The organism is Kitasatospora sp. NPDC092286 (assembly GCF_044755565.1).
Taxonomy (GTDB): Bacteria; Actinomycetota; Actinomycetes; order Streptomycetales; family Streptomycetaceae; genus Kitasatospora.
The window spans coordinates 63,497-85,899 of the sequence record NZ_JBIVRD010000006.1; the positions used below are offsets into that span (position 1 = coordinate 63,497).

At 72.7% G+C, this 22,403-nt stretch carries 23 protein-coding genes and 1 riboswitch; of the genes, 14 read left to right on the forward strand and 9 right to left on the reverse strand.

Translation table 11 applies throughout. From position 1 onward, the window contains the following. Positions 1 to 77 precede the first annotated feature (77 nt). The gene (locus ACIQIB_RS08080) at positions 78 to 1,247 is read left to right on the forward strand and encodes a hypothetical protein (protein ID WP_400757274.1); all 1,170 of its coding nucleotides are present in this window, start codon (positions 78 to 80) and stop codon (positions 1,245 to 1,247) included. Between the two features lie 141 nt (positions 1,248 to 1,388). Here the strand turns inward: ACIQIB_RS08080 and ACIQIB_RS08085 are convergent, their stop codons facing one another. Beyond that, positions 1,389 to 1,964: a TerD family protein gene (locus tag ACIQIB_RS08085; protein ID WP_363612629.1), complete on the reverse strand. Its 576-nt coding sequence runs from the start codon at positions 1,962 to 1,964 to the stop codon at positions 1,389 to 1,391. Positions 1,965 to 2,123: 159 nt separating this feature from the next. Next, a complete protein-coding gene (locus ACIQIB_RS08090; RefSeq protein WP_400653683.1) occupies positions 2,124 to 2,621 on the reverse strand; it encodes a hypothetical protein in 498 nt (165 codons plus the stop codon). A 67-nt stretch (positions 2,622 to 2,688) separates the two neighbouring features. Between ACIQIB_RS08090 and arfB the strand changes: the two genes are divergently transcribed. Then, complete coding sequence (gene arfB, locus ACIQIB_RS08095; protein ID WP_363612625.1) at positions 2,689 to 3,120, forward strand: alternative ribosome rescue aminoacyl-tRNA hydrolase ArfB; 432 nt, start codon at positions 2,689 to 2,691, stop codon at positions 3,118 to 3,120. 19 nt (positions 3,121 to 3,139) lie between these two features. Here arfB and ACIQIB_RS08100 read toward each other — a convergent pair whose 3' ends face one another. Then, positions 3,140 to 3,667, reverse strand: coding sequence for a flavin reductase family protein (locus ACIQIB_RS08100; RefSeq protein ID WP_363612623.1), 528 nt, complete (start codon positions 3,665 to 3,667; stop codon positions 3,140 to 3,142). Positions 3,668 to 4,034: 367 nt separating this feature from the next. Here ACIQIB_RS08100 and ACIQIB_RS08105 point away from each other — a divergent pair, with 367 nt between their 5' ends. Continuing rightward, complete coding sequence (locus ACIQIB_RS08105) at positions 4,035 to 5,849, forward strand: diguanylate cyclase domain-containing protein (protein WP_363612621.1); 1,815 nt, start codon at positions 4,035 to 4,037, stop codon at positions 5,847 to 5,849. Between the two features lie 161 nt (positions 5,850 to 6,010). Next, complete coding sequence (locus ACIQIB_RS08110; RefSeq protein WP_363612619.1) at positions 6,011 to 6,994, forward strand: carbohydrate-binding protein; 984 nt, start codon at positions 6,011 to 6,013, stop codon at positions 6,992 to 6,994. Positions 6,995 to 7,062: 68 nt separating this feature from the next. On the opposite strand, the gene nagA is transcribed toward ACIQIB_RS08110, so the two are convergent. Both nagA and ACIQIB_RS08120 read right to left on the reverse strand, forming a co-directional pair. After that, positions 7,063 to 8,259: an N-acetylglucosamine-6-phosphate deacetylase gene (nagA, locus tag ACIQIB_RS08115; protein WP_400757275.1), complete on the reverse strand. Its 1,197-nt coding sequence runs from the start codon at positions 8,257 to 8,259 to the stop codon at positions 7,063 to 7,065. Then, entirely contained in the window at positions 8,256 to 9,203 is a 948-nt protein-coding gene (locus tag ACIQIB_RS08120) for an ROK family protein (protein WP_363612617.1), read from the reverse strand. The genes nagA and ACIQIB_RS08120 overlap by 4 nt, the downstream gene beginning before the upstream one ends. A 317-nt stretch (positions 9,204 to 9,520) precedes the next feature. On the opposite strand from ACIQIB_RS08120, the gene ACIQIB_RS08125 reads away from it, so the two are divergent. Continuing rightward, the gene (locus ACIQIB_RS08125) at positions 9,521 to 10,792 is read left to right on the forward strand and encodes an extracellular solute-binding protein (RefSeq protein WP_400653686.1); all 1,272 of its coding nucleotides are present in this window, start codon (positions 9,521 to 9,523) and stop codon (positions 10,790 to 10,792) included. A 60-nt stretch (positions 10,793 to 10,852) separates the two neighbouring features. Here ACIQIB_RS08125 and ACIQIB_RS08130 read toward each other — a convergent pair whose 3' ends face one another. Continuing rightward, entirely contained in the window at positions 10,853 to 11,197 is a 345-nt protein-coding gene (locus ACIQIB_RS08130; RefSeq protein ID WP_363612613.1) for a cupin domain-containing protein, read from the reverse strand. Positions 11,198 to 11,309: 112 nt separating this feature from the next. On the opposite strand from ACIQIB_RS08130, the gene ACIQIB_RS08135 reads away from it, so the two are divergent. Together ACIQIB_RS08135 and otsB are read left to right on the forward strand one after the other, a co-directional pair. Further along, positions 11,310 to 11,537, forward strand: coding sequence for a DUF3263 domain-containing protein (locus ACIQIB_RS08135; RefSeq protein ID WP_363612611.1), 228 nt, complete (start codon positions 11,310 to 11,312; stop codon positions 11,535 to 11,537). A 90-nt stretch (positions 11,538 to 11,627) separates the two neighbouring features. After that, positions 11,628 to 12,458: a trehalose-phosphatase gene (gene otsB / locus ACIQIB_RS08140; RefSeq protein WP_363612609.1), complete on the forward strand. Its 831-nt coding sequence runs from the start codon at positions 11,628 to 11,630 to the stop codon at positions 12,456 to 12,458. Here otsB and ACIQIB_RS08145 read toward each other — a convergent pair. Both ACIQIB_RS08145 and ACIQIB_RS08150 read right to left on the reverse strand, forming a co-directional pair. Beyond that, complete coding sequence (locus ACIQIB_RS08145; protein WP_363612607.1) at positions 12,442 to 13,911, reverse strand: trehalose-6-phosphate synthase; 1,470 nt, start codon at positions 13,909 to 13,911, stop codon at positions 12,442 to 12,444. The two genes, otsB and ACIQIB_RS08145, sit on opposite strands and share 17 nt — an antisense overlap. A gap of 40 nt (positions 13,912 to 13,951) precedes the next feature. Continuing rightward, positions 13,952 to 14,992, reverse strand: coding sequence for a glucosyl-3-phosphoglycerate synthase (locus ACIQIB_RS08150; protein ID WP_363612605.1), 1,041 nt, complete (start codon positions 14,990 to 14,992; stop codon positions 13,952 to 13,954). Positions 14,993 to 15,156: 164 nt separating this feature from the next. After that, positions 15,157 to 15,289: riboswitch (SAM riboswitch) on the forward strand. 17 nt (positions 15,290 to 15,306) lie between these two features. Between ACIQIB_RS08150 and thrC the strand changes: the two genes are divergently transcribed. The 5 genes from thrC (at position 15,307) to ACIQIB_RS08175 (ending at position 20,136) form a co-directional block, all read left to right on the forward strand. Then, positions 15,307 to 16,593, forward strand: a complete 1,287-nt coding sequence (gene thrC, locus ACIQIB_RS08155) for a threonine synthase (RefSeq protein ID WP_400653689.1) — start codon at positions 15,307 to 15,309, stop codon at positions 16,591 to 16,593. A 28-nt stretch (positions 16,594 to 16,621) separates the two neighbouring features. After that, complete coding sequence (locus ACIQIB_RS08160; protein ID WP_363612600.1) at positions 16,622 to 16,900, forward strand: ubiquitin-like small modifier protein 1; 279 nt, start codon at positions 16,622 to 16,624, stop codon at positions 16,898 to 16,900. A gap of 576 nt (positions 16,901 to 17,476) precedes the next feature. Further along, positions 17,477 to 17,680 (forward strand): cold-shock protein, encoded by a 204-nt coding sequence (locus tag ACIQIB_RS08165; RefSeq protein ID WP_030289665.1) that lies wholly within the window; start codon positions 17,477 to 17,479, stop codon positions 17,678 to 17,680. Positions 17,681 to 18,053: 373 nt separating this feature from the next. After that, a complete protein-coding gene (gene groL, locus ACIQIB_RS08170; RefSeq protein WP_363612598.1) occupies positions 18,054 to 19,676 on the forward strand; it encodes a chaperonin GroEL in 1,623 nt (540 codons plus the stop codon). Between the two features lie 91 nt (positions 19,677 to 19,767). Beyond that, positions 19,768 to 20,136, forward strand: a complete 369-nt coding sequence (locus ACIQIB_RS08175) for a hypothetical protein (protein WP_400757278.1) — start codon at positions 19,768 to 19,770, stop codon at positions 20,134 to 20,136. Positions 20,137 to 20,231: 95 nt separating this feature from the next. Here ACIQIB_RS08175 and ACIQIB_RS08180 read toward each other — a convergent pair whose 3' ends face one another. Further along, positions 20,232 to 20,900: a hypothetical protein gene (locus ACIQIB_RS08180; RefSeq protein WP_400757280.1), complete on the reverse strand. Its 669-nt coding sequence runs from the start codon at positions 20,898 to 20,900 to the stop codon at positions 20,232 to 20,234. 159 nt (positions 20,901 to 21,059) lie between these two features. Here ACIQIB_RS08180 and ACIQIB_RS08185 point away from each other — a divergent pair, with 159 nt between their 5' ends. Beyond that, positions 21,060 to 21,407: a PadR family transcriptional regulator gene (locus ACIQIB_RS08185; protein WP_363612592.1), complete on the forward strand. Its 348-nt coding sequence runs from the start codon at positions 21,060 to 21,062 to the stop codon at positions 21,405 to 21,407. A 14-nt stretch (positions 21,408 to 21,421) separates the two neighbouring features. After that, positions 21,422 to 22,360: a hypothetical protein gene (locus ACIQIB_RS08190; protein ID WP_400757282.1), complete on the forward strand. Its 939-nt coding sequence runs from the start codon at positions 21,422 to 21,424 to the stop codon at positions 22,358 to 22,360. Positions 22,361 to 22,403 lie beyond the last annotated feature (43 nt).

Here is a 22,403-nt window from a genome sequence, read left to right on the forward strand (position 1 = left end):
GTAAAGGTTGCGTGCTGTCAAGGGCTAAAGGGGACCCTGGGCTGACACGGCCCCAATTCGCACGCTAGTTTCTTGGCATGTCTCGCGGACGCCACCGTCATTCCTCCGTCCTCGGCCGGGTCTTTCCCCCCACCGCCGCCGGCGTGCTCATCGTCGCCGCGGTGGCCGCGCTGCTTTTCAGTCAGGACACCGTCCTGGTGCGTTCGGTGGGTGTCGCCGCGGTGCTCGCCACGCTCGGGATCGCGGTGCTGCTGCGCCAGCGCGACCGGGCCGCGCGGGCGGCCGCCGAGGCCTCCGCCGCGCAGCGGCTGCGGGCCGAGGAGCGCTTCGAGGAGCAGCTCGCCGAGGCCGAGTACGCGGCGGAGGTCGCCGAGGAGCGGGCCACCCGGTTCGGCCGCCGGCTGACCGCCGAGAAGTCTCGGCTGGCGAAGGCCGAGACGGAGATCGCCCGGCTGCTGCGCGAGCGGGCCGTCGCCGTCGCCGAGCAGGCGCTCAAGGAGGCCGAGGCGACCCAGCGGGCGCTGGCCGCGAGCCGTCCCAGGTACCCGGCCAGCCCGGCGGCGTTCGTCCGCGCGGCGGCCGTGCTGCGGCAGCTGGAGCGGCGTGCGGCGGCGCAGGAGGCGCAGCGTGAGCGGGCGGCCGGTGCGCAGGTCGCGCTGCGGGCTCGTACGGCGCCCGCCGCACCGGTTCCGGCCCCCGCGCCCGTACCGGCTCCGGTGGTGCCCGCAGTGCCCGCTCCGGTGGCTCCTGCGGTGCCTGCCCCGGCGTCGGCCGCGTCCGTGGCGGCGGAGGACCAGGCCGTGGGCGAACGGCCGACGGTCGGCGGGTCACCCGCGCGGCCGGTGCTGACCGCGACCGTCGAGCAGCTGGGCGGGACGCCCGCCGCGCCCGTGGTGCCGGCCGAGCGGCAGCGGCCGCGGCCGGTGCAGTCCGGGCAGGTCCGGGGGCAGGGCTTCAGCTTCTTCGGCCGCAGCTCCGGCGCGGCCGTCCGGGCGGCGGCTCCGACGCCGGCCGTCGGGAGCGTCTCGGAGCTGGGCGAGCGCGCCGATCTGGCGGACGTGGTGGGGGACGAGGCCGTCGCCGCTCAGGCCCAGGCCCAGGCAGAGGCGCAGGCGCACGCCGCTTCGATGGTGCAGGCAGGGTCTCCCGCGCCGGAGGAAGCGGCGGTGGAGCCCGAGGTCGTCGATCTGACCCCGCACGACGAGACCGAACTGCTCCAGCTTCCGGAGCTGCGCGCCTCGCGCTGAACCCGGCGCCGTCGGCGCCGTCGGCGCGGGCGGCCGGTCCGACCGGCTGCCCGCGCCGCGGTGTTTCCGGTGGCCGTCAACGCCGAAGCGCCCGGCCCTCCGTGGTGGAGGGCCGGGCGCTTCGGCGTGTCCGGGGTGGCGTCAGAGCTGGACGCCGAAGTCCTGGGCGATGCCCGCCAGACCGGAGGCGTAGCCCTGGCCGACGGCGCGGAACTTCCACTCGGCACCGTTGCGGTAGAGCTCGCCGAAGATCATGGCGGTCTCGGTGGCGGCGTCCTCGGAGAGGTCGTAGCGGGCGATCTCGGCCCCGCCGGCCGCGTTGATCACGCGGATGTAGGCGTTCCGGACCTGGCCGAAGTTCTGCGAGCGGGCCACGGCGTCGTAGATCGAGACCGGGAAGGTGATCTTGGCGGCCTCGGCCGGCAGGCCGGCGAGGTTGACGTTGATCGCCTCGTCGTCGCCCGCGCCCTCGCCGGTGCGGTTGTCACCGGTGTGGACGACGGTGCCGTCCGGGGTGCTGGTGTTGTTGAAGAAGACGAAGTGGCCGTTGGACAGCACCTTGCCGTCCGCGTTCAGCACGATCGCGCTGGCGTCGAGGTCGAACTCGGCACCGGTCGTGGTCCTGACGTCCCAGCCGAGTCCGATGGTGACCGCGGACAGGCCGGGGGCCTCCTTGGTCAGCGAGACGTTGCCACCCTTGGAGAGGCTCACTGGCATGGTGTTTGCTGTCCCTTCGTTGCTTTGACCCGGATAACGCGAGAGCCCGGTGACTTGGTTCCGTACCGGGTGGCCAATTTCCGCGGTGAATCACGGTTGGGCAAAGACGAGGGCAATGAACCGTCGGAACAGGCCGATCGGGGCGGGCACGCGAAGTGGTCAGATTCGGCGGTAGCGGCCCTGAAGTGACCAGATGTTCGGATTGTCGGCCAGGTCGGGGTGCATGTCGAAGAGATCGGCGAGGGTGTCCTGGAGGAAGTCCCTGGCCTCGCGCCGCAGCTCGCTGTGGCGGACGACGGCGGGCGGCTCGTCCGGCAGCCAGGTCGCGGTGACCTCGACCCAGTTGAAGCGGCGGGCGAACCGCAGCAGCTCGGTGTTCTGGGTGAAGTCGAGGTCGGCCGTCTGCACCCGGGCCGCGCGGCTGCCGTCCGGGTCGCGGTCCAGCTGCTCGGCGATGTCGCACAGGGCCCAGGCGAAATCGAGCACCGGCACCCATTTCCAGTCGGTGGACAGTTCCGTCCCGTCGGCGTCGAGGTAGACGTCGCCGCAGAAGAGGTCGTACCGCAGGGTGTGCACGGAGGCGCTGCGGTAGTCGGTCTGCGGGGGGTCGGGGAAGCGGTTGGAGAGGGAGTAGCCGAGCTCGATCACGTACGCCATTGTCGGGGTTGCGGGCGCGGCCGGATAACCGGGTGACCGGCGGCCCCGGGCACGGGATGATGGGCGCATGCCCGAGCCCATCCGCGTACGGGGCTCGGTGGTCGTCCCCGACACCGAGCTCGTCTGGCGCTTCTCCCGTTCCTCCGGCCCCGGCGGCCAGCACGTCAACACCTCCGACACCCAGGTGGAGCTGCGCTACGACCTGGCGGCCTCCGCGGCGCTGCCCGAGGTCTGGAAGCAGCGCGCCCTGGAGCGGCTGGCCGGCCGGCTGGTGGACGGGCGGGTGCTGGTGGTGCGGGCCTCGGAGCACCGCTCGCAGTGGCGCAACCGCGAGGTCGCCGCGGCCCGGCTGGCGTCGCTGCTGGGCGAGGCCACCGCGCCGCCGCCGAAGTCGCGCCGGGCCACGAAGCCGAGCCGGGGCATGGTCGAGCGGCGGCTGTCCAACAAGCGGCACCGCTCCGAGCTGAAGCAGGGCCGGCGCGCTCCGCACTCCGACTAGCCCGAGGCCGGGGAGCGGGTCAGCCCAGCTGCCGGTAGGAGCCGCGGAAGTAGAGCAGCGGGCGGCCGCCCGGGTTCGGCACCACGGCCTCCAGGACGCGGCCGAGCAGCAGGGTGTGGTCACCGGCGGCTATCCGCTGCTCGGTGCGGCACTCGACGGTGGCGAGCGCCCCGTCGATCAGCGGTGCGCCGGTGAGCGGGCCGCGGTGGTGCGGCGCGTCGGCGAACAGCAGCCGGTCGCTGAGCCGGCCCTTCATGGCGAACCGCGAGCCGAGCGCCTTCTGCTCCTCGGCGAGCAGCGAGACCGCCCAGGTGTCGGTCCGGGAGAGCACGTCGTCCATCCGGGAGTCCTCGCGGACGGAGATCAGCACCAGTGGCGGCTCCAGCGAGACGGAGAGGAAGGACGTGGCGGTCATGCCGACGTCCTCGCCGTCCTCCGGGTCGTGGACGGTCACCAGGCTCACGCCGGAGGCGAGCTGGGAGAGCGCTGCCCGGAACTCGTCGGGCGTCGCTTGGGGGGCAGCTTCGGGCTGCGGGGACGAGTACACGTACCGCACGGTAGTCGGCGGCCGGGCAGAACGGCATCGGGCCGTGGTCGTAGGACCAACGGCGCAGAGGTTACGGTTCGCCGCCGGACTCACCCGCAGGAGTGAAGCAGGGAGCCCGCCGGCCGTCAGGTGGCTTCAGTGCGCGGTCAATGCGGCCGACCAGGAGAAATATCCCGATGAAGCCTTATGTCCCCATACGGGACGGATGAACTGATTAAGGGCGCATAAGTCTTGTGTGATTTAAGTCACAAGTGACGGCCTATTGCTGACCGAGCGTGCCGAACGCTGTGCTCCCTGTGATTCAGTTCTTCTGGCAATCGGACGATAACCATTCAAGAACTATCCGAAGCAGCCGGGGAGCCCCCGCATGGAAGCCGAGTCGGAGCCGTACGTCCGTCTCGCGACCCTCCGCACCTTGCACCGGGTCGTGGCGGACCTCAACGCTGCCCGCAGCCTGGCGGGCACGCTGCAGGCCGTGGTCGAGGGCGCGGTGCACGGGCTCGGCTTCGACGCCGCCGCGGTCAGCCTCGTCCGCCCGGACGGCGACCTCGTGGTGGCGGCCGTCTGGGAGCTGGAGGAGAGCGCCATGGGCGGCCCCTCCGTCCTGCTCGGCCAGGTCGGTTCGCGCGAGTCCTGGGACCGGCTGCTCGGCGTCAGCGACCACTGGGGCACCCTGCGCTTCCTCCCCTACGACCGGGGCTGGGCCGTCGCCAGCGACATCCCGCGCTGGATCGGGGACGGCCCGCAGCCCGTCTACGCCAACGACTGGCACCCCGCCGACGGGCTGCTCGCCCCGATGTACAGCGCCGGCGGCGACCTGCTCGGCGTCCTCTCGGTGGACCGTCCGCGCAGCGGCAAGCGGCCCGGCGCCTGGACCCGCGAGGCGCTGGAGATGTTCTCCCTCCAGGCCTCCATCGCGATCGGCAACGCCCGGCTGCGCGCCGAGATGCAGCGTGCGCTGGCCCGCCTGGAGAAGGAGCAGCAGGCGCTGCGGGCCAGCGAGGAGAGCTTCCGCCAGGCCTTCGAGTACGCGCCCAGCGGGATGGCCATCACCGAGCTGCACGGTGCCGGGCGCGGCCAGCTGACCAGGGTCAACGACGCGCTCTGTCGGCTGCTCGGCCGCCCCCGCGCGGTGCTCCGGCAGCAGAGCTTCGCCGATCTCGTCCACCCCGAGGACCGTGCCCTGCTGGAGCGCACCAGCGCCGAGAGCGGCCGGGCGGAACTGCGGCTGTCCCGGCGGGACGGCGGCTACCAGTGGGTCTGTCTGCGGAACTCGATCGTCGCCGACGCCGCCGAGGGCCCGAGCTTCCTGCTCACCCATGTCGAGGACATCGAGGACCGCAAGCGCCACGAGCTCCAACTGGCGCACCGGGCCAGCCACGACGCGCTCACCGGCCTGCCCAACGGCGCCGAGCTCAAGGCCCGGCTGGGGCGGCGGCTCTGCAACGAGCCGCAGGCCGTCGGCGCCGTCGCCGGGCACGGCGAGGGGGCTTACCCGCAGGCGTACCCCGGCTACCCGGCCGACTCCTACAGCGCGCACGCCGCGTACGGGGGGCTGGAGGGGACGGACCCGCGGTCCGGGCCGGTGCACGGTTACGGCGCGCCCGACGGGCAGCCCGGGCCGGACTTCCCCCCGGGCGGGACGGACTGGCCGGGCGGCTACGGCGAACATGTGCACGCCGTGGTCCCCGCCGACCAGGGTGCGGGCGGCGAGGTCTGGTCGGGCCCGTTCCGCTCGGGCGGCGCGGCCGCGGTGGAGAAGGGGCTCGCGGTGCTCTTCTGCGACCTCGACGGCTTCAAGTCGATCAACGACCGGTTCGGCCACAACGCGGGCGACGCCGTCCTGGTCGAGGTCGCCCGCCGGCTGAGCGGGGCCGTCCGGGACGGCGACACGGTGGCCCGGCTCGGCGGCGACGAGTTCGTGGTGCTGGCCGACGGCATCGGCCGGGAGGAGGCCAAGGACCTCGCCCACCGGCTGCGCAACGCGATCATCCCGCCGATGCGGATCGACGGCCGGGCGATGCGGGTCGGCGTCAGCCTCGGCGTCGGCTGGGCGGGTTGCGGGATGAGCATCGAGGAGGTGCTGCACACCGCGGACGAGCGGATGTACGACGAGAAGCGGGCCAGGGGCGGCTCGGTGCGCGGGGCCCGGGGAGAGCGCTCGCACCGACGGGCGGGCTGAGCAGCGGCGCGGCCCAGCCGGGCGCGAGCTACCCGCCGGTTGTCAAGGGCTCTTTCCCCGCTGTGGGAGACGGCAGGTAGGGTTCCCGGGTACGAGCGACCATGACTTGCGCCGGCGGCACGGCAGCCGGGCGGCGCGACCGCGATGGGGAGTTGACCACCGTGACGACCGCCGGCAGCAACGGAGTGCCCGAGAGCCCGGAGGGCGGTGCACCGCAGGACGACGATCCCTTCGGCTATCTCTACCGCCCGGCCGACGGCAGCGCCGCGCAGTCGGCCGAGCCGCAGCAGGGCGTGCCGCGCACGTCGTACAGCCGCCCGATGGAGGTGGGCCGTGCCCAGTACGGGCAGCAGGCCCCGTACGGTCAGCAGCCGTACCCGCCGCAGCAGCCCTACCCGCCGCAGCAACAGCAGGGGTACCCGCAGGGGCAGCCCGCCCAGCCGTACCCGCAGCAGCAGCCCGAGTACGGCGGTGTGCCGACCCAGCAGACCCGCTACGCCGAGCACTCCCGCCCGCAGCCGGGGGAGGAGCGGCCGAGCAGCGGCCGGAGCAAGGGTGCGGTGATCGGTGCCGTGGCGGTGGTCGCGGCGATCGCGATCGGGGCCGGGATAGCGCTCTCCACCGGTGACCCGGAAGGCGACAAGGACGACAAGCCGACGCCCTCGGCCAGCGCGCCCGTCACCCCGACCACCACGGCGGGCAGTACCGCCCCCTCGCCCTCGGCCAGTGCCGCCCCGGCCAACGGCCCCGGCACCGTGGACGCGAGCCAGCTGCAGGGCCAGAACGCGCCGTCCGGGAACACCGTCAAGGGCGCCAAGTCGGCGGACGGCAGCTATCTGACGCTCCAGGCCGGGTCCTCGGTGACCTGGACCGGCGAGGTCGCCGCGGCCGGGACGTACAAGCTGACCGTGCACTTCAACAACCCCGGGGCCGATGTGAAGGCGACGGTCGCCGTCAACGGCAAGGACTGGCCGAGCGGTCTGGCGTTCCGGAACTACTCGCCGGGCAAGGACGCGGCGTCCTCCTGGTACACCACCTACATAACTCCGCCGCTCCAGGCCGGACCGAACACCGTGACCGTCTCGGCCCCGGTGGGCGGCACCGTCCTGATCGACCAGGTGACGCTCGAACCCAGCGCCGGCTGACCGGCCCCGGACACACCACGGCCGCCCGTCCCCTCTGTGCGGAGGGGGCGGGCGGCCGTGGCCGTCGGTCAGACGGACGTGACCGGGGCGAACTTCTCGGCGCCGGTGATCCACTCGCCGCGGCGCATCACGGCGACCAGGTCGTAGCTCTCGGAGTCGACGACCACCAGGTCGGCGTTCTTGCCGGTCTCCAGCGAGCCGATCGAGTCGGCGAGGCCGAGCAGGCGGGCCGGCGCGGCGGAGAGCGACTCGGCGGCCTGGTTCAGCGTCAGGTTGTTGACGGTGACGGACCGCTTGAACGCCACGTCCAGGGTGAGTGTGGAGCCGGCGATCGCGCCGCCCTCGACCAGACGGGCCACGCCCTCCTTCACCTCGACCTGGAGCGGGCCGAGCGGGTAGAGGCCGTCGCCCATGCCGGCCGCGCCCATCGCGTCGGTGATCAGCGCGACCCGGGAGGCGCCGGCGGTGCCGTAGGCGAGGTCGAGCACCGAGGGGTGCAGGTGGATGCCGTCGTTGATCAGCTCGACGGTGACCCGCTCGTCCTCCAGCAGCGCCACGATCGGGCCGGGCGCGCGGTGGGCGATGCCGGGCATGGCGTTGAAGAGGTGGGTGGCGACGGTGGCGCCGGCCTCGATCGCCTCCAGGGTCTTGGCGTAGTCGGAGTCGGTGTGGCCGACGGCGGCGATCACACCGAGGTCGGCGAGCATCCGCACGGACTCCAGGCCGCCGGCCAGCTCCGGCGCCAGGGTGACCATCCTGGCGTGGCCGCGGGCGGCGTCGACCAGCTTGCGGACCAGCGCCGGGTCGGGGTCGCGCAGCAGGTCGGGGCGGTGGGCGCCGCAGCGGTTGTGCGAGATGAACGGGCCCTCGAAGTGGATGCCGGCCAGGACGCCGTCCTCGACCAGCTCGGAGAGCACGGAGGCCTGGCGGGCGACCTCGTCGATCTCACCGGTGACGGTGGACGCCATGGTGGTCGTGGTGCCGTGTTCCAGGTGGGTACGGGCGACCTTGAGGGCCTCCTCGGCGATGCCGGAGGTGTACGAGGCGCCGCCGCCGCCGTGGACGTGCAGGTCGACGAAGCCGGGGACGACGGTGTACCCGGTCAGGTTGAGGTCGCCGGGCTCGGCCGCGCCGCCGAAGCCGGCGATCAGCGGGCCGTCGATCGAGAGCCGGTCGCCCTCGACGACACCGCCGGGCAGGACGAGTCGGGCGCCGGCCAGTGCGGTACGCCGCGGCAGAGCCGCTGATTGAATCCGCGTGGTCACGCGGTCACCTCCATGGAGAGCAGGTCCCAGGCGAGCAGGCCCGCGCCCAGGGATGCGGCGGTGTCTTTGAGCATGGCCGGTACGACCTCGGGGGGCATCTGGAAGGTCAGCCGCTCGTTGACCGCCGCGCGCAGGGGAGTGAAGAGGGTGTCACCGGCCTCGGCCAGCCCGCCGCCGACGATCACCGTGGACGGGTCGAGCAGGCTCTGGGCGAGCACGATGCCGTCGGCGAGGGCGTCCACCGCGTGCTGCCAGACCGCGACGGCACGGTCGTCCCCGGCGTCCACCGCGACGGCGCAGGATGCCGCGTCGGCGTCGGGGTCACCGCAGGCCGCGGCCCAGGCCCGGGAGACGGCGGAGGCGGAGGCGAGCGTCTCCAGGCAGCCCCGGGCGCCGCAGCCGCACTGCGGGCCGCCCGGCCGGACCACCACATGGCCGATCTCGCCGCCGTAGCCGTGGGCTCCGGCCTCGATCCGGCCACCGATGCCGATGGCGCCGGCGATGCCGGTGCCCAGCGCGATGAACAGGAAGCGCTCGACGCCCCGGCCGGCGCCGAGCCGGCCCTCGGCGAGACCGCCCGAGCGCACGTCGTGGCCGAGCGCGACCGGCATGGGCGGGCCGCCCGGGCCGGCCAGGCGCTCGCCCAGCAGCTTGCGCAGGGGGAGGTCCCGCCAGCCGAGGTTGGCGGAGAAGACCGCGATACCGTTCCTCTCGTCGATCGTCCCCGGGACGGCGACGCCCGCCGCCAGCGGGGCGACGCCGAAACGGCTTCGGCCCTCGTCCGCCAGATCGGCGGCGAAGTCGAGGATGGCGGCGACGACGGCGTTCGTGCCGTGCTCCCGCCCGGTCGGTCGGCGTGCTTCGAACAGCACGGAGCCGTCCTGGGCGAGCAGCGCGGCCTTCATGCCGGTGCCGCCTACATCGAGTGCGATGACGTGCTTCACGGAGGACAGTTTCCCTTGGTCGGGTCGGAGAGGTCTAGTCCAGTTGTCGGATTGGTCTGGTCCAAAGTAGGTGAGCTTTGTCGCAGAACCATGTGGTGTGCGGCACTTTGCGCGTCCTGCTGCGGCTCGCCGCCATTGCGCATCGTGCAATGACCTCCGCACTTCGATAACTACCCGGCACGTACCGGCCAGAGGTGTGGACCACCGTGCGGTGGGTTTGACAGTGTTACGCCTCCCCCTGCCGGATTCCCCCGTCCGGCCGCTTTTCAGACAACTCCGACGTCCATCGGACTCCCCCCTCGAAGGCGGTACCCGCGTTGAACAGGCGCGCCCAGGTCCCCACCCGTCTGCTCGGCACCGCGCTGGCCGGAGCGCTGCTGCTCACCGGCTGCGGTGGGCAGGGCGACAGCACGGTCACCCTCAAGCTGGTCGCGGCCGACTACGGCGAGAGCGCGGAGACCAGCTCCAAGCCGTACTGGGACGACATCGCCCACCGCTTCGAGGCCGCCAACCCCGGGATCAAGGTCGATGTCGAGGTGGTCGGCTGGACCGACATCGGCAAGCGGGTCGACGACCTGATCGCCGCCGGCACGTCGCCCGACCTGCTGCAGACCGGCGGGTTCGCCGACCAGGCCGCCGCGGACCGGCTCTACCCGGCCACGGACGTGCTGTCCCTGGAGACCCAGGCCAACATGATGGATTCCTTCACGCACGCCGGGCAGATGCTCGGCACGCAGTACGGCATCCCGTTCGTCTCCTCCTCGCGGGTGCTGTTCTACAACAAGGCGGTCTTCCAGAAGGCCGGGATCAGCCAGCCGCCGGCCACCTGGAGCGAGCTCAAGCAGGACGCCGAGAAGATCAAGGCCAAGGTGCCGGGGGTCACCCCGTACGGCCTGCCGCTCGGCCCGGAGGAGGCCCCGGCCGAGTCGATGCTGTGGACGCTCAGCGGGGGCGGCAGCCTCTCCGACGACGTCGGCAACTACACCATCGACAGCCAGCAGAACCAGGCGACCTTCAGCTGGCTGCGCACCAACCTGGTCGACACCAAGCTCACCTACGCCGAGCCGGGCAAGATGAACCGCACGCCGGTGTTCACGGACTTCGCGGCGGGCAAGGTCGGCATGCTGAACGGGCACCCCACCCTGCTGCGGATGGCCGCCGCCGGGAAGATCGACTTCGGTACGGCGCCGATACCGAAGCGGGACGGGGTGGCCAAGACCGGCAGCCTCGGGGTCGCCGACTGGATGATGGCGTTCAAGGCCAACGGGCACAAGAACGAGATCAAGAAGTTCCTCTCCTTCGTGTACACCAAGGAGAACCAGCTGAAGTTCGACGAGACCTACAACCTGCTGCCGGTGACCCAGGACGCCTTCACCCAGATGACGACGGACGGCAAGCACGACGACCTGAAGCAGTTCGCGACGGGTCTGACGAACGCCAGCTTCTACCCGTTCGGGGATCCGGCGTGGACCGACGTCAGCAACCGGATCAAGGCGGGGATCGGGGAGGCCGTCACCGGCGACGCCAAGAAGGTGCTCGAGGGGCTGCAGGGGGCCGCGCTGAAGGAGGCCGCGCGGGTCCGGAAGTAGCCGGACCGGCGCGCGGGCCCCTCGGCGGCCACGGGCGTGGCGGGTGGTCGGAGCGCTCCGTCAGAGCGTGATGGCGTAGGCCTTGCGGAGGGTCTCGTGGACCGTCCAGGTGGTGCGGTCGCCGGCCCGGAGCACGGCGCAGTCGCCCGGGCCGACCTCCAGGGTCGGGCCGCCGTCGATCTCGATGGTGGCCCGGCCGCCGAGCACCACGAACAGCTCGTCGGCCTCGACGTCGGTGACCACCCCGGGGGTGATCTGCCAGATGCCGCGGAGCTGGCGGCCGTCGGGGGACTCCGAGAGGACCTTGCCGGAGACCTCGGGGGTGCCGGAGACGATCTGGGCCGGGTCCAGCGGGTCGGGTTCGAGCTCGGCGGTGGGGATGTGCAGGGCGAAGCTGGTGGTCATGCCAGCGACGGTAGCGGCGCGGGCGGGGAGCGCGGGGGCGCAGAGTGTGTCGGACCGGCGGGGGAGAATGACAGGTCGTAGCGGACCGGGGCGTCGGAGGCGGTGACGGGGCATGGGTGAGCTGACCGGGCGGGACCGGGCGGTGCTGGAGCTGGAGGGACGGCAGTGGCGCACGGCCGGGGCCAAGGAACGGGCGATCCGGGAGGAGCTGGGGCTCTCCAGCACGCGGTACTACCAGCTGTTGAACGGGCTGCTGGATCGGCCGGAGGCCCTGGCCCACGCGCCGGTGCTGGTGAACCGGTTGCGGCGGGTACGGGCGGCCCGGCGGGCGGCCCGGTAGCGGGTCGGCAGTGGGTCGGTAGCGGTCGGTGGCGGTCGGTAGCCGACCGCCGGCCGGGTGACGGCGCGGCCGCGTGGGTAGGGTCCGGGCATGGTCTTCAAGGAGATTCCGCAGCCGGACACGGACGCCGGGCGCACGGGGCTGGAGGCGGTGCTCGCCTCGCCCGGGGACGCGGTGGTCGCCCTCGACTTCGACGGGACGCTGGCACCGATCGTGGCCGATCCGAGCCTGGCGCGCGCGCATCCGGGCGTGGCGGGGGCGCTGCGGGGGCTGGCCCCGCACGTCGGCTCGATCGTGGTGGTGACGGGCCGGCCGGCCGCGCTGGCGGTCGAGTACGGCGGGTTGGCGGCGGTCGACGGGCTGGTGGTGCTGGGGCACTACGGCGCCGAGCGCTGGGAGGCCGGAGAGGTCACGGCGCCGCCGGTGCACCCGGGGGTGGCGGGGGTGCGGACGGCGCTGCCGGACGTGCTGGCGGGGGCCGGGGCGCCGGCCGGGACCTGGGTGGAGGACAAGGGCCGCTCGCTGGCGGTGCACACCCGGCGCACCGGGGCACCGGAGGAGGCGTTCGAACTGCTGCGGGCACCGGTGGCGGCCCTGGCCGCCGAGTACGGGCTGGTGGTGGAGCCGGGCCGGCTGGTGCTGGAGCTGCGGCCACCGGGGGTGGACAAGGGCGCCGCGCTGACCGGCTTCCTGCGGGAGCGGGCCGCCCGGTCGGTGCTGTACGCCGGGGACGATCTGGGCGATGTGGCGGCCTACGCGGCGGTGGAGAAGCTGCGCGGGGAGGGGCTGGCCGGGCTGCTGGTGTGCAGCGGGACGACCGTCCGCGAGCTCGCCGACCGGGCCGACCTGGTGGTCCCGGGCCCGGCCGGCGTGGTGGAGCTGCTGGCGGCGCTGGGGGAGGAGCTCAGCCGAGCGCGTTGAGCTGGTCGAGGAACCACTGCTGGGGCGGCAGGGCGGTCGCGGCGGCGGCGAGGCGCTTGGTGCGGTCGGCGCGTTCGTCGGCGGGCATGGTGAGCCCGGCGTGCAGGGCGTCGGCGGTGGCGATGATGTCGTACGGGTTGACGGTGATCGCGTCGTCGGCGAGTTCGGCGTACGCGCCGGCCTCGCGGGAGAGGACCAGGGCGCAGCCGTGGTCGGAGACCACCGGGACCTCCTTGGCGACCAGGTTCATGCCGTCCCGGATCGGGTTGACGAGGGCCACGTCGGCCAGCCGGTAGGCGGCCAGGGAACGCGGGAAGTCGTCGTCGACGTGCAGGATCAGCGGCTGCCAGGTGGGGGTGGCGAACTCGTCGTTGATCTCCTGGGCCAGCCGCCGGACCTCGGCGGTGTAGGCCCGGTACTCGGCGAGGTCGGTGCGCGAGGGGTAGGCGAAGGCGACGTGCACGACCCGGTCGTGCCACTCGGGGCGGGTGCGCAGCAGGTGCCGGTAGGCGAGCAGGCCGCGGACGATGTTCTTGCTCAGTTCGGTGCGGTCCACCCGGACGACGGTGCGCCGGCCGCCGACGGCCTCACGGAGGGCGGCGAGGCGCTCGTCGACGTCCGGGCGGTGGGCGCGGTCGCGCAGGAAGTCGGCGTCGGCGCCGAGGCCGTGGACGCCGAGGAACGTGGTGCGGCCGTCGTGGGTGACCGTGAGGGCGGTCCGGTCGACGGTGGCGCCGAGCAGCGCCTCGCAGCAGTCGGCGAAGGCCAGGGCCCAGCGGCGGGTGAGGAAGCCGGCCCGGTCGGCGCCGAGGATCCCGGTGAGGACGGCGGCCGCGACATCGTCGGGCAGCAGCCGGAAGTACTCGGGCGGGGCCCACGGGGTGTGCGAGAAGTGGCCGATCCGCAGGTCGGGTCGGGCCGCGCGGAGCAGGGCGGGGACGAGGGACAGGTGGTAGTCCTGCACCAGGACCGCGGCGCCGGGGGCCGCCTCGGCGGCGAGGGCGTCGGCGAAGGCGGCGTTGTAGGCCAGGTAGGCCTGCCACTCGGTGCGGAAGCCGGCGTCGAAGGCGGGGGCGGTGGGGGTGGCGTACAGCAGGTGGTGGACGAACCAGAGGGTGGAGTTGGCGACCCCGTTGTAGGCCCGGGCGAAGGTCTCCGGATCTATGTCCAGCATCCGGACGGCCTGTCCGCCGACGTCGTGGCCGGCCAGGTCGAGGCGGCCGTGCGGGGCCTCCGCGGCGGCCCGGCGGTCGGCGTCGCCGAGGGCGGCGCAGACCCAGACGGCGCTGGGGTCGGCGATGGCGGAGAGCCCGGAGACCAGGCCGCCGCCGCCCCGGCGGAGGGTCAGCGTGTCGTCGTCCGCGGTGCTGAACGACACCGGTCCCCGGTTGGAGGCCACCAGTACGGGGGCGGTGCCGGTCGGACTCGAACGTTCGGTCGTGAGATCGCCCATGGTTGGTACGTTGCCGGGGGCCAGGGTCGGCAAACCCCGGTCAGTGCGGCAGGTGGCGGCTCACGTACTCGGGGACGGTGTGCATCGGGGGCCGTTCCAGGCCGGTGACCGGGTGGGTGTGGGCGGTGAAGGCACGGGTTTCCGGGTCGCGGGTGAACTGGGTGAGCAGCGGGTGCACCAGGTCGGCGGAGGCCTTGAGGCGGTGGGTGCGGTCGAGGCGTTCCAGGGCCGTGCGGTAGATGGTGGCGGCCATCCGGCCGAGCGCCTGGCCGTCCTGGTGGCGGTGGTGGCGCACGCCCACGTCCACCTGGGCCAGGGCGTCCAGACCGGCGGTCTCCAGGGCGTCGACCAGCAGGCCGAGCTCGACGCCGTAGCCGGTCGGGAACGGCAGCCGTTCGAGGAGCGAGCGGCGGGCCGCGTACTCGCCGCCGAGGGGCTGGACGAAGCCGGCCAGCTCCGGCCAGTGCAGGTTGAGCAGCGGGCGGGCGACCAGCTCGGTGACCCGGCCGCCGCCGGAGGGGACGACCGCGCCGCCCGCGTCGGACGGGCCGCTCGACGGCACTTCGAGCGGCCGGTCGTACATGGCCTTGACCAGCTGGATGTCGGGTTCGGTGAGCAGCGGGCCGATGATGCCGGAGACGAAGGCCGGGTCGAACTCGCGCAGGTCGGCGTCGACGAAGCAGACGATCTCGCCGCTGGTGACCAGCAGGGAGCGCCAGAGCACCTCGCCCTTGCCGGGGGCGGCGGGCAGCCGGGGCAGGATGTCGTCACGGTGCACCACCCGGGCGCCGGCCCCGGCGGCGACCGCGGCGGTGGCGTCGGTGGAGCCGGAGTCGACCACGACGAGTTCGTCGACCAGCGGGAGGCGCTCCATCAGCTCGCGGCGGACGGTGCGGACGATGTCGCCGACGGTGGCCTCCTCGTCCAGCGCGGGCAGGACCACGCTGACGGTGCCCGCCCGGCCCGCCGCCCGTTTGGCGTCCAGCAGCGTGCCGACCGGGCGGTCGGCCGCGCTCCAGGAGCGGCGGCGCAGCCAGGACGCCGCCTGCGGAAGGAGCGCGGGGGTCGGTTCGGCGGGCACGGGTCTCTCCTCGGCGGGTTCGGGTGGGACGGGTTCGGACGGGACGGGGCATCTCGCGTGGCGGACGGTCCCGTTCGGGGTTGACGCCTTCGGATACAGTCTTCGTACAGCGATCGGACCTTCGCACGCCGGGGTCACCGCTGAGCAGGACCACAACTTCACAGAGCTCATCCAGAGGGACTGAGGGAACGGCCCGTTGACGTCCCGGCAACCTTCTCGCGCGGCTGTCGTACAGGCCCGGCGGGACAGGTGCCAATTCCGGCCTGTGGCGCGACCGCGTCACGGGGAAGATGAGGAGAGAGGCCTCCGCCATCATGGCTATCGACACCGCCGCACCCGCATCCCTCACCGTTGACCTCGGCCCCGCCGCCGCGCTGTCCTGTCGGGAGTGCGGCACCCGCTTTCCGCTCGGTCCGAGCTTCGCCTGCCTGGAGTGCTTCGGGCCGCTGGAGATCGCGTACGACTTCGGCGGCGAGGCCGCGGAGGACCTGCGCAAGCGGATCGAGGCCGGCCCGGCGTCGATCTGGCGCTACGCCCCGCTGCTGCCCGTTCCGGCCGATGTCGCCGGGAAGCCCAACCTGAACCCGGGCTGGACCCCGCTGGTGAAGGCCGACAACCTGGGCCGTGAGCTGGGCTTCACCGCTCAGCTGCACATCAAGGACGACTCGGGCAACCCCACCCACTCGTTCAAGGACCGCGTGGTGGCCTGCGCCATCGAGGCGGCCCGCGCGTTCGGCTTCACCACGCTGTCCTGCTCGTCCACCGGCAACCTGGCCGGCGCGGTCGGTGCGGCGGCGGCCCGGGCCGGATTCAAGTCCTGCGTGTTCATCCCGCACGACCTGGAGCAGGGCAAGGTCGTGATGGCCGGGGTCTACGGCGGCGAGCTGGTCGGCATCGAGGGCAACTACGACGACGTCAACCGCTTCTGTTCGGAGCTGATCGGCGACCCGGCCGGCGAGGGCTGGGGCTTCGTGAACGTCAACCTCCGCCCGTACTACGGCGAGGGCTCCAAGACGCTGGCGTACGAGATCTGCGAGCAGCTCGGCTGGCGGCTGCCGGAGCAGATCGTCATCCCGATCGCCTCGGGCTCCCAGCTCACCAAGATCGACAAGGGGCTGCAGGAGCTGATCAGGCTCGGTCTGGTCGAGGACCGGCCGTACCGGATCTTCGGGGCGCAGGCGGCCGGCTGCTCGCCGGTGTCGGCCGCGTTCAAGGCCGGCCGGGACGTGATCCGCCCGGTCAAGCCGGACACCATCGCCAAGTCGCTGGCGATCGGCAACCCGGCCGACGGCCCGTACGTGCTGGACATCGCCCGCCGCACCGGCGGCGCGGTCGAGGACGTCACCGACGCCGAGGTGGTGGCCGCGATCAAGCTGCTGGCCCGCACCGAGGGCATCTTCGCCGAGACCGCGGGCGGGGTGACCGTCGGCGTGCTGAAGAAGCTCGTCGAGACCGGGCAGCTGGACCCGGCCAAGGAGACCGTCGCGATCAACACCGGCGACGGCCTGAAGACCCTGGACGCCGTCTCCGACTCCGGCATGACCACCGTCATCCGCCCGACGCTGGAGTCCTTCCGCGACGCCGGCCTCGCCTCCGCCTGACCACCACCCCGCTAGGAGAGCCCCCGCCATGAGCGCCAACGTCCGCATTCCCACCATCCTGCGCACCTACACCGGCGGCTCCGCCGAGGTCGCCGCCGAGGGTGCCACCCTGGGCGATGTCATCGCCGACCTCGACAAGAACCACCCGGGCATCGCCGCCCGCGTCCTGGACGACGCCGGCAAGCTGCGCCGCTTCGTGAACGTCTACGTCAACGACGACGACGTGCGGTTCGCGGAGGGGCTGGCGACCGAGATCAAGGACGGCGCGAGCGTGTCGATCATCCCGGCGGTGGCCGGCGGCTGCTGAGCCCGTCCGCCGCTCTTCCCGGCCGGCCGTTCCCGCGTACGGAATTCCGAATTCCGTACGCGGGGGCGGCCGGCCGCATTTCGGCGGGAATATTTCCGGGTCCAGTCGGAGTAGAGTGTCGCTCGGCTGGGAACAGGGCTCCCCTTCCCCTTTCACCGGCGCCCGAATCCGGCTGAACCCGTATCGCCGGTGACCGTCCGGCCGCTGAGACCGGCGCCGCGCGCACGGCCGTGAAACATGTCAGGCAGATGTCAGAATTCTCAAGGGGATTTGAGTAATTCGTCCGCTATGTCCGGCGTGAAATGCCGATTTCCTCCTGATTTCACCTGAGGTGTCCCCTGGCGGGCCCGGGGAATTCCCTGCGGCTGACCCTGTTGCAGAGGGCGTCGATCCGGATACATTCAGCCGCGATCGACGCGATCGCCCGCCCATCGGATGCCGTCCGGTGGCTCGGCGGGGGACCGCGGCGTGCACGGCTGCGTCCAGGGGGGGTTCCCCGGGCCGGCCTCGAAACCAGACCCGGGCCCGCGACCTGCGGGCGCGTGAAGGGCCAGCACAGCACTAGGGGAGTTCGGAATGGCTCAGGGCACCGTCAAGTGGTTCAACGCGGAGAAGGGCTACGGCTTCATCGCGGTCGACGGTGGTGCGGACGTCTTCGTCCACTACAGCGCGATCCAGATGGACGGCTACCGCACCCTTGAGGAGGGCCAGCGGGTCGAGTTCGAGATCTCTCAGGGGCAGAAGGGCCCGCAGGCGGACATGGTCCGCGCCGCGGTCTGACCTTTCCGACCCCAGGAGTTCGGCTCGGCCCATCGGCTGGTGCGCCTCTTGCTTCGCGACGGGCCCGTACGACACACGTCGTACGGGCCCGTCGGCACGTGCGGCGGCGGGCGCCGCCGCACGTGGCGCCCGGGGCCCGCCGCACGTCCGCCCGCGGGTGGCCGGTGCGGCTCGCGGGTTGCCGATTGGGCTTGCACTCGCCCTGCCAGAGTGCTAATCATTGGCGTTAGCACTCACAGCGTGAGAGTGACAGCGGACCGGGTCGGTGAGGCCCCCGGGAGCGGTAGGGGAAAGGACCCCCGCACACCAGGGCCGTCCGTCGCGGGCACCCCTTGGTCCGAGCAGTCGACCGTGTCCCGGAGGACCACTTCAGATGGCCAAGATCATCGCCTTTGATGAGGAAGCTCGCCGCGGCCTTGAGCGTGGCATGAACCAGCTCGCCGACGCAGTGAAGGTCACGCTCGGCCCCAAGGGTCGCAACGTCGTTCTGGAGAAGAAGTGGGGCGCCCCCACGATCACCAACGACGGTGTCTCCATCGCCAAGGAGATCGAGCTCGAGGACCCGTACGAGAAGATCGGCGCGGAGCTCGTCAAGGAGGTCGCCAAGAAGACCGACGACGTCGCGGGTGACGGCACCACCACCGCCACCGTGCTGGCCCAGGCGCTCGTCCGCGAGGGTCTGCGCAACGTCGCCGCCGGCGCCAACCCGATGGCCCTGAAGCGCGGTATCGAGAAGGCCGTCGCCGCCGTCTCGGACCAGCTGCTGGCCCAGGCCAAGGACGTGGAGACCAAGGAGCAGATCGCCTCCACCGCCTCCATCTCGGCCGCCGACACCCAGATCGGCGAGCTCATCGCCGAGGCCATGGACAAGGTCGGCAAGGAAGGCGTCATCACCGTCGAGGAGAGCAACACCTTCGGTCTGGAGCTTGAGCTCACCGAGGGCATGCGCTTCGACAAGGGCTACATCTCCGCCTACTTCGCCACCGACCTGGAGCGTATGGAGGCGAGCTTCGAGGACCCGTACATCCTCATCGCCAACTCCAAGATCGGCTCGGTCAAGGACCTGCTCCCGCTGCTGGAGAAGGTCATGCAGAGCGGCAAGCCGCTGGTCATCATCGCCGAGGACGTCGAGGGCGAGGCCCTGTCGACCCTGGTCGTGAACAAGATCCGCGGCACCTTCAAGTCCGTCGCCGTCAAGGCCCCGGGCTTCGGCGACCGCCGCAAGGCCATGCTCGGCGACATCGCCATCCTCACCGGTGGCACCGTGATCTCCGAGGAGGTCGGCCTCAAGCTCGAGAACGCCGGCATCGACCTGCTGGGCACTGCCCGCAAGGTGGTCATCACCAAGGACGAGACCACCATCGTCGACGGTGGCGGTGACAGCGAGCAGGTCGCCGGCCGCGTGAACCAGATCCGCGCCGAGATCGAGAACAGCGACTCGGACTACGACCGCGAGAAGCTCCAGGAGCGCCTCGCCAAGCTGGCCGGCGGCGTGGCCGTCATCAAGGCCGGCGCGGCCACCGAGGTGGAGCTCAAGGAGCGCAAGCACCGCATCGAGGACGCCGTCCGCAACGCCAAGGCCGCCGTCGAGGAGGGCATCGTCGCCGGTGGTGGCGTCGCCCTGCTGCAGGCCTCGGTCGCGTTCGACAAGCTGGAGCTCGAGGGCGACGAGGCCACCGGTGCCAACATCGTCAAGGTCGCGCTGGAGGCCCCGATCAAGCAGATCGCGACCAACGCCGGCCTGGAGGGTGGCGTCGTGGTGGAGAAGGTGCGCAACCTTCCCGCCGGTCACGGCCTGAACGCCGCCACCAACGAGTACGTCGACCTGGTCGCCGCGGGCATCATCGACCCGGCCAAGGTCACCCGCTCCGCGCTGCAGAACGCCGCCTCCATCGCGGCGCTCTTCCTCACCACCGAGGCCGTCATCGCCGACAAGCCGGAGAAGGCCGCCGCGGCCGCCGGCGGCGGCATGCCGGGCGGTGACATGGACTTCTGATCCGACTCGATCGGATCGGGCAGTTCCTCGCTCGCATGGGCGGTTCCCTCCGGGGAGCCGCCCGTGCGGCGTTCTGCGGGAGAATGGACGGATGGCTTCCACCGGTGACACCGCTGACATCGAGACCGCCCTGCACAACGCGCGGGCGCTGATCCTCGCCGACCTCTCCGCCCGGGACGTGGCGGACGCCGCCGTGGTGTCGCTGGTGGAGAGCGCCGTGACACACCGGCGCTGGTGGCTGGAGCAGTGGCCGGACGGCGCCGAGTACGTGCTCGGGCTGGTCGCCCAGGACGTCCAGGACGCGCTGCTGGAGGAGTACGGGCGGTGGCCGCTGTGCACCGCGTGCGCGGCGGACGGGGACCCGCACGCGCTCGGCGTGGAGCCGGAGCTCGGGCCCGAGCCGCACTGGGTGTGCGGCAAGGAGGGGGCGGTGGTGTCGCCCGTCGGCCGGCTGTCGTAGACCGCGCCCGGCCGGGACCGCTTTCGGCCGCCGTCGCGCTCCGGGGCGCGACGGCGGCCCTTGTGCCGCCCGGGGCGTTCGCGGTCCGTGGCGTCCTACTCGGAGCCCTCCAGGAGGCCGAGTTCGGCGGCCAGGTTGGCTCGGGCGGGGGCGTCGAAGCGTTCGCGGGCGGCTGGGGTGCGGTAGAGCGCGGGGAGCGCGAGGAGCCGGCGCAGGACCGCCGCGCGCCCGGCCCGGAAGTCCGGCTCGGGGACGAAGGCGTACTCCGCGCGTACGGCGGCCGCGTACGCCGCGTACGCCTCGGGGGTGCCGCCGAGGACGGCGAGGTCCGCGTCACAGAGCACCTCGCCGTCCCGGTCGCCGGGGGCGGGGCGGTGGGTGGTGGTCAGCCGGACCAGCCGCGCGACCTCGGCCACCCGGGCGGCCGGCAGAGCGGCCTCGGTGAGCGCCCGGACGGCGAGGGCCGCGCTGCGCTCCTCGTTCTCGGAGCGGTCGGGGCGGTAGACGGCGTCGTGGAACCAGGCGGCCAGCCGGACGGTGTCCGGTGCGTCGGCGTGTCCGGCGAGCGTGTCGACGTGGCTCAGCACCGCCCGCAGGTGATCGGTGGTGTGGTAGCGGCGCTGCGGCTCGGCCCAGCGGCGCAGCAGCTCGCGTCCGTACGGTTCGGGGTCGGTGCCGGTGCCGCAGCGGTGCAGCAGGGCGGTCCAGTCGGCGAGCAGATCGGCGGCGGCGGGCGGGCCGGCGGCGGCGGACGTGTTCGGCATGGGGTTCATTGTGCTGGCCCGGGCGGACGGTGTGGCCGGGGCGTCGGGATCGGTCGGGTCGTCCTGATCAGTCTGGGCGTCCGGGTCGGGCGGGTCGGGCGGGTCGGCCGGTGGGAGTTCCACTGGACCTATATGTAGGTTAGCGATATATGTAGTCCTATGACAGAACGTGCGATGCAGGAGCCCACGCTGCTTCTGCTCACGGCATTGGCCGATGCCCCACGGCACGGCTACGCGCTCATCCAGGAGGTCGCCGCGATCTCCGGCGGCCGGGTCACGATGCGGACGGGCACGCTCTACGGCGCCCTCGACCGGTTGCTGCAGCAGGGGCTGATCGAGGTCGCGGCCGAGGAGGTGGTGGACGGCCGGGCCCGGCGCTCGTACGCGCTGACCGGGGCCGGCCGCGCCGCCCTGGCCGGTGAGGCCGAACGGCTGCGTGCCGTCGCCACCGAGGCCGAGCGGCGCCTCGCCGTTGTCCGACCGAGGGTCAGGGGGACCTTCACATGACCACACCCACCGTCATGACCACACAGACGGTCGTCCTGCGGGTCGCGCTCCAGCTCTACCCGGCCCGCTACCGCCGCGAGCGCGGCGACGAACTGGCCGCGGTCTTCGCCGACACCACGGCCGAGGCGGGCAGGCAGGCGCTGGCCAGGGAGGCGCTCGACCTCGCCGCGTACGGCCTGCGGGTGCGGACCAGGCTGACCTCCAGCTCCCTCGGCGGGCGGCTGCTCGGGGCGGCCGCGCCACTGATCGCGGCCGCGGTCGCGGGGGCGAGTCTGTCGCCGTGGTTCAGCGATGTGGACGCCGTCGCCTGGAACTTCGCCGGGGAGACGAGCCTGGGCCGGGCGATCATGATCGCGCAGCCGGTGGTGGCGCTCCTGCTGGCCCTCGCCGCGATGGTGGGGAGCTGGACGGTGGCGCGGATCTTCGCGGTGGGGGTGGTGGTCACCGGGCTGCTCGGCATGAGGGACGCGTTCGCGCCGGAGGCCATGGGCTGGTGGTGGACCCTCTACACGAGCACCTCGGTCGTGCCGTTCGTGCTCTCCGGGCTGCTGGTCATCGCCGCGCCACGGGACCTGCTGAGCCGCCCGACGGGGTGGCCGCGCGCGCTGATGGCGGCGTCGGCGGTCCTGGGCGGACTCATGGTCGCGGCCCAGGGGAACTACGACACCCGCTACCTGATGAACGCCCCGTGGTCGACCGTTCTGGTGGTCGTTCCGCTGTTCCTGGTGCTCACCGTGGTGCGCGGCTGGCTGCTGCCCGCCGCGGCGGGGCTCGCGATGCTGCCGCTGAGTGCGGCCTTCAGCGTGTTCAGCCTCTGGGAGGAGACCGGCGGTATCTGGCGGCTGCTCCCGGTCGGTACGGCGGCGGTGGCGCTGATGCTGGCGGCGGTTCTGGTCAAGCGGCGGCGCGGCGGCGTTCCCCCGGGTACGGAGGGATGGCGCACCGCGATCTGATCGGACCGGGCCGGGCCGCCGCCGGGTGGCCCGGCCCGGCGGC